A 13,944-nucleotide genomic window follows, 5' to 3' on the forward strand; every position below is an offset into this window, starting at 1 on the left:
AGAGGCATCGACAAGGAGAATCGCACTGTCAGCCATGGAAAGCGCTCTTTCCACTTCACCACCAAAATCCGCATGACCCGGGGTATCAATAATATTGATTTTAACCCCCTGCCAGGTCACAGAACAATTTTTTGCAGCAATGGTGATACCGCGCTCCCTTTCAAGGTCCATACTGTCCATAAGGCGTTCATCCACCTTCTGGCCTTCCCTGAAAAGCCCGCTCTTCCTGAACATTGCATCAACAAGGGTGGTTTTGCCATGGTCAACATGGGCAATGATGGCAACGTTTCTTATCCTGTCATTAATTCCTGTATTTTTTTTCATGATTCTCCTGTTAATATCCTGTCTTTGTTCACAGGCTAAGGAAAATAATCATGAAAACAAAAAACGCAACTATTACTTTGACACCCTTGTCGTGCCGTCAGCTGCGGTAATAATCCTAACCCTGTCACCGGCAGCAATCATGATATCTGCTTCCTGTACAACAACGAGGGTCTGGCCATTGTCTTTTTTTACAATAATTTCAAGGGCCGGTTTCCGGGTTATTCCTTCTTCTACCAATGTTCCTGCCGCAGCACCGGCAAGGGCACCGAGGACAACGGCAACCGTTTTGCCTGATCCGCTTCCAATCGTACTGCCCAGAACACCACCTGCCACACCACCTGCAGCAATTCCAATAGGGGTTTTGGTGCCTTCAATCGTCACTTCTTTTACCGACTCAACCGTCCCGTTTTCAACGATCTGAACCTGTCTTGCCTGATCCCGTGAATACACCTCACCGGATCTGCTTGATGCACATCCTGTCACATATGCAGCAATGATGACCACAAGAAGAATCATGACTGAGTGCGAAAAGCCCGGCAAAGTTTTTATAATTAACTTTTTAATTTCCATTATTGTTTTCCTTTTTTTTAATTTGCATAATAATCTATTATTCTACAGCACCTTTGCCCGCGCTTCAAGTATTCAATTATTATTCAATTATTAAAAATAACTTCTTCAGACATAAATTGTTTCCTGTTCTACACTTTGCTGTTACTCAGGCTACGTTTCCGGACAATTTCAATTTTCTTTTACATGCGTTGCCCCTGCTGCTGCCCTGTTCCTTTCTTGATTTTTCTGAACACCCCATATAAAGTGGGTCCCAGGTTTTAAGTATTTCTAACCTTGTAAATAATAAGTTTTGCATTATTTTTCCAAAAGACATTGTTGAGATGAACACCACAACCCAAGGAGCAGTACAATGACAACGATTATTGCAGCAATAATTTTTCTAATTGCAGTCATCGGCTTTGCCATTATGTTGAAAAATGTGAAAGCTAAGAAAACAGCACCAAAAGACAGCACATCACCGTCACCTGCTTCCCAGCCTGAGGCATCCCCTGATCTGGAGTACAAAGGCATTTTGGATTCCTTATTAAAGCTAAACCTTCTGATGAGAAAGGATATTGATCTTCCCAAAGAAATGATCAGTGAAGTTGAAGCCATTATCGATGACTTAACAGTGATCATTCCAGGTATGATGGAGCGATATCCCGGTGAAACCCTGACCTATGAAATCAAAAAAATCGGCAGGGAACATCTTTACAAGACAGTTAAGGAATACCTTGACCTGTCACTGGAAAGCCGGAAAAATCAATTGGATATATTTAAAAAAACAATTGAGAGCCTGCATGACGTCTCCAACCGATCCAGGGATATTGTAGAGAAAAACGAGACCGCAGAATTCAAGACAATGGCGAATTTTCTTGCAGGTAAATTTTCATAGAATAATAAATTTTTTATATAATGTCTCTTTAGGAGGATAACATGAATGATATGACACAGGACCTTCAAAGTGTTGCTCAACAGGCAAAAGCTCCCGTACTTGCCGAAGTCACCCAGGTGTCGGGTCAAGGGGCACTGACCCCGGTCCAGGCCCCTTCCAATCTCGAACCGATACAACCCAAACACCTGGCGGTTGAAGATATTCAAGCCACTGAGGCCGAAGCGAATGAGTTCCTTGAAAAAATAAAAGCAGATCCCTCTGACTGGCAGCTTGGCAATTTTGTTTTCGGCCTGGGCCAGGAAATCATGGCGGAAACCCAGGCACAGGTAAGCCTTTATGACCGTAAAATGGGCAATGTACTCAAAAACGTGGCTGCAGATGATTCTTCTCCTGTGGGTAAAAATATTTTGGCCATTAAAACAGAGTTGGACAAGGTGAACCCTACTATGGTGGCAAGAGCTGAGATGCCCTTTCCCAAAAAAATGCTGGGTCTGTTTACAAAGACCGTGAACCGACTGCCCAAAGGAGATGAGATCCTGAGGATTATTGCAGAGCGAAGGGAAACTGTTAATTCCACTATAGATGGTATCCGTAATCATTTAAGGAATGAAGCCGATCAGGTAGCCTTTGATGCAGCAGAGCTTTCCACCATTTGTGACAGCTTAAAAGAAATTCAGCCAAGGCTTCAGGAGCAAATTTTTCTGGGACAAATTATCTGGCAAAAACTGATGGATCACTTAGGAACCGTCCAAGACCCGAGAAACAAAGAGGCCCTGACCACGTTGACCAGCGACCTTGCCATGGCTGTGGTAGATCTTCAGACCATTGACAACTCAAATCTCCAGACGCGATTCGGCGGGGAGATGATGGTGAGAAACTCCCATCTGGTCAGACGACTGGTTCAAAGGACAGACATGATCCTTTCTACAGCCGTTAAAAACGCACTGGCAGTCCGGGTTGCCGCCGAACAGCAGATGGAAACCATGCAGCACCTGGATATGGTTCAGCAGGCCGCGGCTGAAACCATGAAAGATACGGCCACTGTCATTGGCAACGCCGCCATCAAAGGCGCAAAAATGAGCCAGAGCATGACTGTAAACATTGAGGCCCTTGAAGAGGCCTGCCAAACCTATGAACAGGCCTTTGAAACCTATGCCCTGATTTCAAAGGAAACCATTAATATTGCATCCCAGAGTTCCAATGCACTGGGGAAAATGAATGACCGGTTCCGGGCAAGGACTGATGCATTAACAGCAAGGCGTGCAGACGGTTAACTTAGGAAACATATAAGTTTGGACGTTTTAAGATTGGAGGCATTGTATGCTTGATATTGCAACACAAAAATCTTTCCAGGAAAGATTAAACGCCATAAGAACGCTTGAAAAGGATGAGCTTGTTTCCGCACAGGAAAAGGCACGGCTGAGCATAAAAAATGCGAGCATTCATTCATTTTTTGACTATCTTGGCAATACCTATTTTATAAAGAGCTTAAATAAATATGAAGAAACCTCTGATGATTTTAAAAATAAAAAAGGGTATTTTATTACAGAATTGACCTGTCTTTGCCTTGAAACCGGACAAACCACTAATTTTGAATGGGAATTTGATGATGAGCTTGAAGTTTCCATGACCCTGAAGCGGCTTTCATTCAGAAATTTAAAGGATGATGCGGGAAAACCCATTGATGAGGATGATCTGGATCAGATTGCAGATGACAAGGACGTTATCGTGATCAATGATGAAAAATTCTGGTATGAAGATGACTGGGCCTGCCTTTATTACAGAAGAGACAAGGAAGAAAAAGTCTATATGTACGAATTTGAGAATGAAAACCATACCAAATTTTTAACTATTGAGGAATGGTCGGGATCAGGCAAGGATGAATACCAGATTTATACCTCAACTCCGGTTGACCCGAACAGCATCAGTATTATCAGCAAAGGAGACCTTTAAGGATGGTTCATAAAAAAAGACATCTCCTTATGGACTTCATTGCAGGATTGGCCATTGCAGGCCTGGTTGTATTACTTTCCGGCTGCGGCGCCGGTCTTCCCAAAGAGCTGAAAAATGAAGCCAAAGCCATTCCCAACGCTGTTAAGACCGGCAAATCCCAGGTGGATAAACATTGGGACAAATATAAGAGCCTGAAAAAAAGCACTGAATTTAAGGATATTGAAAGATTTGCCTTAAAGGAAAACTGGGCTCAAAAATTTCAACTTGCCCATGATGAACTTAAAAGAGCAAAAGAATTGTATGACAAAGACTTAAAACCCCTGATCAGTAAAAACAAACCCGAACTTGTCCCCCAGGTCAAACAACAGATTACAAGGATAAAAAAGATTCTCCATGATGCTGAAGGATTGGGCCGATATCCTGTTTTACGCTTTTCAAAGATCAAGAATACCATTTACAATGCCGACAGTCTGCAATCCCGTGCAAAAAATGATGCCCAACATATCAGCCGGATTGCAAATGAAATAAAAAACGGCCCTATTGCAAAAGCAAATACTGACTTTCCTGATTTAAGTGAAAAAATCAATACCCGGTTTGCACCACTGTTAAAACTTGAAAGGCAGTCCCGGGATCACTTGAATGTCGTGGCGGCTGTTTACAGCAGGCACACAGCAGGATCAACTGCTGACTATGCGGCCTTTACAGATAGTACCGAAGCACTTGTTTCAGGCCTTGAACAGGCCAAAATCCTTGAAATAAAATTGACCCAGGAAATGACCCAGCTCTATTCCAGTTACACAAAAATCCTTAAGGATATGAAAGAAGAAAATTTTGTAACCATAAAAAGGGAATCCTGGAATGAAAACTCTGATTATAATGACCCAAGATTTGCCACCTTTCACCGCCAGGTCAGCCCTGAAGCCTATGAGGCGTTAACCGCCGACAATCTGGATACCATTGCCGCCATTCGCGCAGGGTTCACAGGATCAAAATTTTCAACCAATCTGGGCAGCCTGTGGAAAAAATTATCCATTAATCCCACAGAGCAATGGCCGGGAAGAGGGCACAATGCTGCTTCTTTCTGGGTGGAAGATTCAAAGGAAGCCTATTTCCACAAATACATGCTGGAAGAAAACGGTGAAACAAAAGAAACGGATTGGGAAAAGGTTGATGCAAGCTTTTATGATGCCAATCTTGAATTTCTTGGTATGGCAATACTTGCTAAACCCTATGGTGTGTTTGAACAGGATCGTATGACCCAGGCAGCACCCCCGGGAATGGCCTATGTGGGTAATTCGCAATATGGCGAATGGAAACAAGATAATACGGGTAATCGGTTCTGGTCCTGGTACGGTAAATATGCTCTTTTTTCTACACTCTTTAATTTACGACCATCTTATTATTCTTACAATTCCTGGAATGGATGGCGCAATAATTACCGGTACAACCGGCCGTATTTTGGTAAAACCCAAAACGGATTCCAGAAATATGGCACTTCCGGCACCTACATAAAAAAATCACCAAGATTTCAATCCACGACATTTGCAAAAAGCGGCGGTTTTAAATCTCAGACCGCCTCTGTCAGGGGTGCTGGTGCCAATCTTCGCGGTGGTGGTCCGAAAAGTAAAGGTAAATAAAACAATACTAAGGAGGAAAGAATGGATATAGCTGTAACTCTTACAGGGCTTGCTCAGGCACTTACATATGTTATCGTTGGCATCTTTTTTATCTGGCTGGTAAAAAGAGTGGATGACTGGCGCACAAAAGAGTTTGATGATGATACGCATATTGATGATGGAAATGTTGCTGTGGGTTTAAGAAGGGCCGGACTTTATTTCGGGATTGCCATTGCACTGTCAGGTGCCATGGGTGGATCTTCAAACGGTTTTTTCCTTGATGTAATCCATTTGTTAATTGACGGGTTTATTATCACCGGATTTATGTTTTCATCCCGGTTTATCAATGATTTTTTCATGCTGGGCCATATCAATAATGATGAAGAATGCGTGAAGATATTCCAACAGGATGACGGGAGTGAAGTTGTAGGCAATACTGCCGTGGGCATGGTTGAAGCAGGGATGTATATTGCCACGGGTTTCATTCTTAACGGGTCCCTTTCAGGAACCGGCGGAACCTTTTTCCAGGGGATTGCCAGTGCCATTCTTTTTTTTATCGTGGGTCAAATTACCCTGTTGATTTTTGGGCTTCTTTATGAGCTGATCACGCCCTTTAATGTAAGACATGAGATCAAAAAAAATAATCTCGCCGCCGGTATCGGGCTTGGCGGTATTCTTGTAGCTTTGGGCATTATTCTCATGTCAAGTATTTCAGGCCCGTTCACAGGATGGGCCAATGATCTTGCAGGTTTTGGTATCTATGCTTTTTTTGGAATTCTTATGCTGCTGATTTTCAGAATTGTGATCGACAGACTTTTACTGCCCACAACCGATATTGCCACGGAAGTAAAAGAAGACCGGAATGTTGCGGCATTGATTGTTGTGGTAAGTGCTATTAATGCCGTTGCAATTATCATAGCCTTCTCCATGTAAGAGATGACGAAAAAAAAATCCCAGTTCAACTTTGCATCCGTGCTGCTGTGCGCCTGCATGTTTGCAAGCGGTGCCTGCGGCATTATCCTTGAATATATCCAGGCAAGCCTTGCCTCCATGATTCTGGGTAATTCCTTTGAGCAATGGGCCATGGTCATTGGGCTCATGCTGTTCTGGATGGGATTTGGCAGCTTGATCCAGGCACAGATTTCAAAAAAATATCTTATTTACACCTTTATCGCCGTTGAGACAGGCTTGGCGCTTGCGGGAGGATTCTCCCCCACCTTAACATATATTTCTTACGGATATACGGCCCATTACAGCCTGGTACTCTATTTTTTCGTCAGTTTCATCGGGATCATGATCGGGCTTGAAATTCCCGTAATTATCAGGATCAACAATGACTTCAGCAAAGAATTATCCACCAACCTTGGAAATATCCTGAGTGCTGATTACCTTGGCAGTTTAATCGGATCATTCATTTTTGTATTTATTTTTTTAAGATTCACACCCATCACTGAAGCCGCTTTTATCACCGCCGGAGCCAATTTTTTTCTGGCTTTTATCACCTTTATTTATTTTTCCAAAAAAGGCCTGTTAAAAAAAGGACTTATTATACCCGTCATCATGGTGATGACGTTTAGTGCTGTATGTTATGGATATCTCAATAACCGTCAATGGAATATTAAGATTGAGCAGCCCTTATATGATGATCCTATAATTTTAAGCAAAACCACCCAATACCAGCATATCGCCATCACCCATTACAAACCCTTTGATGAAGTCAGGCTCTTTTTAAACGGGAACCTGCAATTCTGCAGCACGGATGAACAACGATACCATGAGCCCATGGTGCATCCTGTCATGAATCTTGTCCCCATCAAAACAAGGATTCTTATTCTCGGTGGCGGTGACGGGTGTGTCTTAAGAGAAGTCTTGAAATATAAAGAGGTAAAAGAAGTGCTTCTGGTGGATCTTGACCCTGAAATCACCCGTCTTGCCAAAACCCATCCCGTTTTAAAAAGGATTAACCAGGACGTCTTCAAAGATGCCCGTCTTGTCACCATAGCAGGCAAAGGGATTAGCCCGGGAATCAACAAAAGACTCTATATTGAAACTAATAAAAAAAAATATTCTGAAAAACAGCCTGAAACCCAAAAACTTGCCGATGTAAAAGTGATGAATGTTGATGCCGATAAATTTTTGAGCACTGTGAAAGGCTTCTGGGATGTCATCATTATTGATATGCCGGACCCGTCCACACCGGAGCTGACCAAGCTTTATGCCAAGGAATTTTATAAAAAAGTAAAGCAGCATTTGTCACAACACGGGTTAATGGTGGTTCAGGCAACATCGCCCTATCTTGCAAAGGAGAGCTTTCTTTGTATCGGAAGGACCATAGAAAGCGCAGGCCTTACCACCCTCCCGTTTCATGAGAATGTGCCCAGTTTCGGGGACTGGGGATGGTACCTGGCCTGGCATTCCAACATCAAAAGAGAAAAAATCCTGGGAAAAATCGAGCATATCAACTTTAACGTGCCGACAAGGTTCATTACACCCCAAGTGTTTAAGAGTGAGCTTGTTTTTGGTAAAAATGAACTTAAGACAGCAAATAAGCAGATTAACACCATTCTTCATCCAACTCTGCTAAGCATCTATAACCATGAATCATGGCTGCTTGAGTAAAGGGAAATGAATTTAAAATTATATCAGACATATTATCGCAGGGAGATTAAAATTGAAAAATAGAATTCGTTATGCACCTCTCAGGGACAAAATAACTGATCCGATCCAGGCGGCCGCACATATTGTTGACGGGACCAATCTGTTCATTTCCGGGTTTACCTCGGGGTATCCGAAGATGATTCCCATGGAGCTGGCCCGCCGGGCCGGGCAGGGAGAAGAATTTAAGATAAATCTGTATGCCGGTGCTTCCACCGGGGAACTTGTTGACGGGCTGTTGTCAAAGACCGGTCTGATTAATTGGCGCCGGCCTTATATGGGTGACCGGAATATGCGCATAAAGATCAACAGGGAAGAAATATTTTTTAAAGACGACCACCTTTCCCAGCTTTCCGCCCTGGTTCGTTCCGGGGATTGGGGTTCTGTGGATGTCGCTGTGGTCGAGGCTTCGGCTATTACGGAAAAGGGGCATTTGGTGCCGACCATGTCGGTTGGAAATACGCCGACATATGTAGCAAAGGCGAACAAGATAATTATTGAGATGTCGGAAAGCGAGCCCCGGGAGCTTGAGGGGATACATGATATCTTTATTCCCGAAGACCCGCCTTATCGGATGCCGATTCCCATCTATCGGACCGCTGACAGAATCGGCAAACCTTTTATTGAAATGGACCCTGATAAGGTAGTGGCAATTCTGCTCAGCAGTGAAAAGGATACCTGCGCGGTTTTCCATGACCCGGGAGAGATTCCCCTTTTAATCGGAGATTTGATTTTCGACTTTATTAAGCACGAAATCAAAAAGGACAGGCTGCCCAAAACACTGCCCTGGCAGGCCGGGGTCGGTGGCGTTGCCAACGCAGTTTTAAGTAAGTTTATGGAAGATGATTTTTTTTACAATCTGGACTTATATTCGGAAGTTATCCAGGACAGTGTTTTGGATCTGATTGATATGGGCAAAATCAGAGCTGCCTCGGCATCAGCCATGACCTTATCAGAAAAAGCCCGGGACAGATTTTTTAAAGAGATTGACCGATATAAAGAAAAGATAATTCTTCGGCCCGTGGAAATTTCCAATTCTCCGGAAGTGATTCGTCGTCTAGGGGTTCTGGCGATAAACACGGCCCTTGAAATAGATATATACGGCCACGTAAACTCCACCCATGTTATGGGTTCCCAGCTAATGAACGGCATTGGCGGTTCAGCTGACTTTGAGCGAAACGGAGCCATATCGTTTATGGTGACACCCTCCATAGCTAAAAACGGCAGCATTTCCGCTATTGTGCCTATGGTCAGTCATGTGGATCATTCCGAACATTCAGTGGATGTAATCGTTACGGAACAAGGGCTGGTGGACACAAGAAATATGACTCCCAGGCAGGTGGCCGAAGCCGTCATTAAAAAATGCGCCCACCCCGATTACCGGGATCTGTTGTGGGACTATTACAGCCGGGCGGTTCACGAAGTCGGCGGCCATGAGCCCCATTTATTAAAAGAAGCTTTTTCCTTTCACCTGAGATTCATGGAAACCGGTGAGATGAAAGATTAGATGCCTCATGTTTTAAAAAAGATTTTTTATCCGCTACTGCCCAGAAAACAAGTGTTCCAAAGGCCATGATAAGCATTCCGCATGGGAAAGACAGCCTTAAGCTCAGATAATCCATGGCAAGCCCGGCAGCCATTGAGCCGGTCAACATCCCCAGGCTGTGTGCAACCGTTATCAGGGATATGACTGATCCCATGGCTTTTTTTTTATCACCTTTAATAACAGCATATGCCGTGAGTGCCGGCATGGAAATACCGCCTCCGACTCCAAATATTGAAACAGCAATCACCAGATCAGAAAAAGAGGATGCCCAGTACGGCAGCAGCATCCCAATAGTTGAAATTATTCCCCCCAGAAAAATCATCATCCTTTTGCTTGCCCTGTCTGCAACATACCCCATTGGAAGCTGAAGAAGCCCTGACACAAATACACCCAGCATGACAAGCACTCCGGTTAATGAACTGGAAAGACCAAATTCAGTATCTGCAAATAATGGAAGGAAACACCATATCACTCCAATACAGGCTGTATAAGCATACCTGAATATAAAAATAGCAATAATGCCTTTATCTTTTAAAAGATTTGACCATGGAAGTATTCCATTTTTTCTATTTTTTATTTTTTCTTGAGATGTTGCCGGCAAACAAAAGATGCATAATAAAAGGCCAATACCTGACAGCAGGCCCATACAGATGAACGCAGCATCAAGAGACCATATGTCTTTTATCCCACCCCCCATCAAAGGCCCGAGACTCAGGCTCAAAAACATGGACAGGTTAAACAGTCCCATGGCATACCCTTCCGAGCCTTCAGGTGTTATCTCCCCCACATATGCCTGGACCACCGGCATAATCATGGCAGATGCCGCACCCTGAATAAACCTTAACAGAATCAATGTTTCTACGGTTTCAGAAAAAACAAAAGCAATGGAAATCAATGTATAGGCAAATAAGCCTGCTACAATAAAGGGCTTTCGTCCCTTTTGATCGGACAGTCTCCCGAACAAGGGCAAAAGAAAGGTTCTGGATATGGAAAATGATCCGAATATCATTCCCACATATATTCCTGTGGCACCCAGATCATTGGCATAGACAGGAAGAAGCGGCACCACAATCCCCACCCCTGTAACTGTTGTGAAAATCGCAAAAAACAGCGTCAGAAAAATGCCTTTATGATGAGTGGGGATTAAGACAAACATTCTTGGATCTGATCAATAAACCGGCTGGGTGTTGCAAACTCGCCTTTTCTGTAATTGGTATGGGTCAGGTATAAAAATCTTTCTGCCCTGGTCATTGCCACATACATCAAACGCCTTTCCTCAAAAACGGCATTATCTCCCGCATCAATAGACCGCCAATGGGGAAACAGTCGCTCTTCACAGCCCACAATAAAAACCGTATCATATTCCAGCCCTTTGGCTGAATGAATGGTGAGAAGAGAGACACCGGATGAATCAAGGTCATCCTCATCTTCCTTGTCTTCTCTGATCAAGGCTGCCTCTTCAAGGTATTCCAGAAGATCATCTTTAGCTCTTGCCGTATAAATCAATTGTTCAATGTTTTCTTTTTTTGAAATAAACTCTGCTTTTGTTTTTGTTTTTTTCTCTAAATATTCAAAATAACCTGTTCTTTCTATGACAAATTCCATGGCCCGGGCAGGAGCCATGCCGGTTATTTCATCCAGAATTTCAAAAACCCGGGAAAGATTTTCATGAATCTTTTTGCTTAACACCCGATCTTGGACCATGATTCTGGCAGCATCCTGAAGGCTTACCCCTTCTGTTCTGATGGCGGCGATCTTTTTTATCATTGATGGTCCGATGCCCCTTTTAGGCGTATTGACAATCCGTTCAAACGAAACATCATCATTGGGAAAGAATGCTGCACTCAGATAAGAATTAATATCTAGGACTTCCATTCTTTCAAAAAACCCCTGTGATCCCCTTAATTTATAAGGTATCCGGTATGATCTGAAAATTCTTTCAAAGGGAAGGGAACAAAATTTTGTCCGGTACACCACTGCCATTTTATCAAAACCGATACCCTGGTCCTGTCGGTTTAATCCCTTAATTCTTCTGGCAACCCATTCAGCTTCATGGGAATCTGACATAAAGTCATAAATTTCAACCACCCCGCCTTTTTTTTTTGGAAAAGCACTTTTTATCCATCTTATCAGGGTTATAATCAATTAAATCATTTGCCACCTGGACAATTTCATCAGCTGACCTGTAATTTTCCTCAAGCCGGAAAATTTTTGAATCTTTGTATTTTTCAGGAAATCCTAAAAAATGATTTACATTGGAACCCCTGAATCCATATACGGCCTGCCAGTCATCTCCCACACAAAAAAGATTCTGATGCTCACCTAAAAACAGGTTGGTTAAATCCTCCTGAAGGTTATTGGTATCCTGGTATTCATCCACCAGAATATAAGAAAAATATTTTTGATAGTACTCCCTGATTTCTGAGTAATCCCTTAAAAGATCCCTTGTTTTTAAAAGGATATTATCAAAATCCACACTGTTCATCTCTTTTAATCGTTCTTCATATTGAGCAAAGAGGTCTTCAATTTTGATATTGAAAAAGGCAGGTTTTAAATCAAAATATTTTCCCGGATTACCGAAATTTTTAGCCCTGGAAATAGTGGATAAAATTTTATTGGCATGCTTTTTTTCAATATTATTTTTTACACAGAGTTCTTTGGCCAGTTTTTGCTGTTGATAGACTGAAAACACCTGTATGGGTGAACCATAGCCTAATTTTTCACAATGGCGTTTTAAAATCATCAAACAGGCTGAATGATAGGTTCTTACCCATTGAAAATTTTGAAAGCCAAGACCTGTCATCTCAATGAGCCGGGATTTCATCTCGCCGGCGGCTTTGTTTGTAAATGTAATGGCAAGAATCCTCCTGGGATCATGGCCCAGATTCACAAGGTGTGAAAATTTGGCTGTCAAAGTTCTGGTCTTACCTGAACCGGCTCCCGCAACAACAAGTGCCGGGGAGCCGGTATGATTTACTGCATCCTGCTGCTGTACCGATAACTCCATAAAATTTGAACAATAAGATTTTACTATATAAGATTTAAAATCTTATTTTGTCTCCTCTATAATGGTTTTTAATACTGATTCAATTTCATTTCTTATTTCACTCAGTCTTTTTTCGCTTAAAGCTTCAAACCGAAGTACCAGAGCCGGTTGGGTATTGGATGCTCTGACAAGCCCCCATCCGTCATCATACACTGCTCTTAATCCGTCAATATCAATCACATCCTGTTTGGCCTTAAAATGTGCAACAATTTTTTCCACTACGCCAAATTTGACATCGTCCGGGCAATCCACACGAATTTCAGGCGTTGTAAAGGTTTTGGGAAGATCAGCAATGAGTTCGTCGACACCCAGGCCTGTATCTGCCATGATTTCAAGTAGGCGGCAGGTCGCATAGAGGGCATCGTCAAACCCCATAAACCGGTCCTTAAAAAACATATGCCCGCTCATTTCACCAGCCAGGGCTGCATTTTCCTCTTTCATTTTTTTCTTGATCAATGAGTGGCCTGTTCGCCACATAATGGCATTGCCGCCATGGTTTCGGATATCATCATACATGACCATGGAACATTTGACTTCCGAGATAAAGGTGGCCCCAGGGTCTCGTTGAAGGATTTCCCTGGCATAGATCACCATGAGCTGATCCCCATAGATCACCTCACCGTTTTTATCCACAACGCCGATCCTGTCAGCGTCTCCATCATATCCCACTCCCAGATCAAGGCCTTTTTCTTTCACCAGCTTTATCAGGTCGAGAAGGTTCTTTTTCTGGGTGGGATCAGCTTCATGATTGGGGAATGTTCCATCCATATCACAATAAATATCATGCACCTCACAGCCTAGGTGTTTTAATACCGGAAGGGCCGTGATTCCGCCGGTTCCATTGCCGGAATCAATCCCGATCTTAATGGGGTGTTTGATATTGATATTGTTTAAAACATATTCTTTATAAGGCGTAATGACATCTTTCCGGGTCACCTTGCCATGGCCTTGAACAAACTCTTTATTTTCAACAATAATGCGAATATCCTGTAATCCCTGGCTGTGAATGGAATCTGTGCCGCTCAGGAGTTTAAACCCGTTATATTCCGGTGGATTATGGCTTGCCGTCACCATGGCACCGCCTTCAAGGTTCAGATGCTGTATGGAAAAATACAGGACCGGTGTAGGACAGATGCCAATATCAATAACATCGCATCCCGTAGAGGTAATGCCCTGGATAAACAATTGGGAAAATTTTTCAGACGTGAGTCTGCAATCTCGTCCAACAGAGACTATTTTCTTATTTTGTTTGTTTAAAAGACTGCCATAAGCCTTGCCGATGCTGACCACATCCTTTTCTAAAATATCCTTGCCTGCAACACCTCTTATGTCATATTCTCTGAAAATCCCCGGGGCTATA

The 13,944-nt window shown here is 43.0% G+C and carries 13 protein-coding genes; 7 read left to right on the forward strand and 6 right to left on the reverse strand.

Features of this window, described 5'->3' with window-relative positions; all coding sequences use genetic code 11:
• Both K8S13_RS07265 and K8S13_RS07270 read right to left on the reverse strand, forming a co-directional pair.
• On the reverse strand, window positions 1–324 hold a 324-nt coding region (locus tag K8S13_RS07265), incomplete at its 3' end, for a GTP-binding protein (RefSeq protein WP_291461585.1).
• 72 nt (window positions 325–396) lie between these two features.
• Window positions 397–894: a glycine zipper 2TM domain-containing protein gene (locus K8S13_RS07270; protein WP_291461586.1), complete on the reverse strand. Its 498-nt coding sequence runs from the start codon at window positions 892–894 to the stop codon at window positions 397–399.
• A 349-nt stretch (window positions 895–1,243) separates the two neighbouring features.
• Here K8S13_RS07270 and K8S13_RS07275 point away from each other — a divergent pair, with 349 nt between their 5' ends.
• Genes K8S13_RS07275 through K8S13_RS07305 form a run of 7 tightly spaced genes read left to right on the forward strand, consistent with a single transcriptional unit; the run spans window position 1,244 to window position 9,499 of the window.
• Window positions 1,244–1,768, forward strand: coding sequence for a hypothetical protein (locus tag K8S13_RS07275; protein WP_291461588.1), 525 nt, complete (start codon window positions 1,244–1,246; stop codon window positions 1,766–1,768).
• Between the two features lie 41 nt (window positions 1,769–1,809).
• Window positions 1,810–3,042 carry a toxic anion resistance protein gene (locus K8S13_RS07280; RefSeq protein ID WP_291461590.1) on the forward strand — a complete coding sequence of 411 codons (1,233 nt, stop codon included), beginning with the start codon at window positions 1,810–1,812 and terminating at the stop codon, window positions 3,040–3,042.
• A gap of 46 nt (window positions 3,043–3,088) precedes the next feature.
• Entirely contained in the window at window positions 3,089–3,721 is a 633-nt protein-coding gene (locus K8S13_RS07285; protein WP_291461592.1) for a DUF4178 domain-containing protein, read from the forward strand.
• Window positions 3,722–3,723: 2 nt separating this feature from the next.
• Window positions 3,724–5,358 carry a hypothetical protein gene (locus K8S13_RS07290; RefSeq protein ID WP_291461594.1) on the forward strand — a complete coding sequence of 545 codons (1,635 nt, stop codon included), beginning with the start codon at window positions 3,724–3,726 and terminating at the stop codon, window positions 5,356–5,358.
• Window positions 5,359–5,379: 21 nt separating this feature from the next.
• Window positions 5,380–6,270, forward strand: a complete 891-nt coding sequence (locus K8S13_RS07295; protein WP_291461595.1) for a DUF350 domain-containing protein — start codon at window positions 5,380–5,382, stop codon at window positions 6,268–6,270.
• A gap of 3 nt (window positions 6,271–6,273) precedes the next feature.
• Window positions 6,274–7,956, forward strand: coding sequence for a polyamine aminopropyltransferase (locus tag K8S13_RS07300; RefSeq protein ID WP_291461597.1), 1,683 nt, complete (start codon window positions 6,274–6,276; stop codon window positions 7,954–7,956).
• Between the two features lie 52 nt (window positions 7,957–8,008).
• Window positions 8,009–9,499, forward strand: a complete 1,491-nt coding sequence (locus K8S13_RS07305) for an acetyl-CoA hydrolase/transferase C-terminal domain-containing protein (RefSeq protein WP_291461599.1) — start codon at window positions 8,009–8,011, stop codon at window positions 9,497–9,499.
• Here the strand turns inward: K8S13_RS07305 and K8S13_RS07310 are convergent.
• The 4 genes from K8S13_RS07310 to K8S13_RS07320 are packed head-to-tail and all read right to left on the reverse strand — an operon-like array spanning window position 9,471 to window position 13,943.
• Window positions 9,471–10,694, reverse strand: a complete 1,224-nt coding sequence (locus K8S13_RS07310) for an MFS transporter (RefSeq protein ID WP_291461601.1) — start codon at window positions 10,692–10,694, stop codon at window positions 9,471–9,473. The two genes, K8S13_RS07305 and K8S13_RS07310, sit on opposite strands and share 29 nt — an antisense overlap.
• Complete coding sequence (locus K8S13_RS25640) at window positions 10,682–11,683, reverse strand: ATP-dependent helicase (protein ID WP_367172546.1); 1,002 nt, start codon at window positions 11,681–11,683, stop codon at window positions 10,682–10,684. The genes K8S13_RS07310 and K8S13_RS25640 overlap by 13 nt, the downstream gene beginning before the upstream one ends.
• Window positions 11,619–12,545, reverse strand: coding sequence for an ATP-dependent helicase (locus K8S13_RS25645; RefSeq protein ID WP_367172547.1), 927 nt, complete (start codon window positions 12,543–12,545; stop codon window positions 11,619–11,621). The genes K8S13_RS25640 and K8S13_RS25645 overlap by 65 nt, the downstream gene beginning before the upstream one ends.
• A 42-nt stretch (window positions 12,546–12,587) precedes the next feature.
• On the reverse strand, window positions 12,588–13,943 hold the full coding sequence (locus tag K8S13_RS07320) for a phosphomannomutase/phosphoglucomutase (protein ID WP_291461628.1): 1,356 nt from the start codon (window positions 13,941–13,943) through the stop codon (window positions 12,588–12,590).
• Window position 13,944: the final 1 nt, after the last annotated feature.

The sequence above is a fragment of the Desulfobacula sp. genome (assembly GCF_021107415.1).

What these genes read in the sequence shown, in the direction of transcription:
- K8S13_RS07270 (WP_291461586.1), bottom strand. Translation starts at nt 894, where the DNA reads ATGGAAATTAAAAAGTTAATTATAAAAACTTTGCCGGGCTTTTCGCAC.
- K8S13_RS07275 (WP_291461588.1), top strand. Translation starts at nt 1,244, where the DNA reads ATGACAACGATTATTGCAGCAATAATTTTTCTAATTGCAGTCATCGGC.
- K8S13_RS07280 (WP_291461590.1), top strand. Translation starts at nt 1,810, where the DNA reads ATGAATGATATGACACAGGACCTTCAAAGTGTTGCTCAACAGGCAAAA.
- K8S13_RS07285 (WP_291461592.1), top strand. Translation starts at nt 3,089, where the DNA reads ATGCTTGATATTGCAACACAAAAATCTTTCCAGGAAAGATTAAACGCC.
- K8S13_RS07290 (WP_291461594.1), top strand. Translation starts at nt 3,724, where the DNA reads ATGGTTCATAAAAAAAGACATCTCCTTATGGACTTCATTGCAGGATTG.
- K8S13_RS07295 (WP_291461595.1), top strand. Translation starts at nt 5,380, where the DNA reads ATGGATATAGCTGTAACTCTTACAGGGCTTGCTCAGGCACTTACATAT.
- K8S13_RS07300 (WP_291461597.1), top strand. Translation starts at nt 6,274, where the DNA reads ATGACGAAAAAAAAATCCCAGTTCAACTTTGCATCCGTGCTGCTGTGC.
- K8S13_RS07310 (WP_291461601.1), bottom strand. Translation starts at nt 10,694, where the DNA reads ATGTTTGTCTTAATCCCCACTCATCATAAAGGCATTTTTCTGACGCTG.
- K8S13_RS25645 (WP_367172547.1), bottom strand. Translation starts at nt 12,545, where the DNA reads ATGGAGTTATCGGTACAGCAGCAGGATGCAGTAAATCATACCGGCTCC.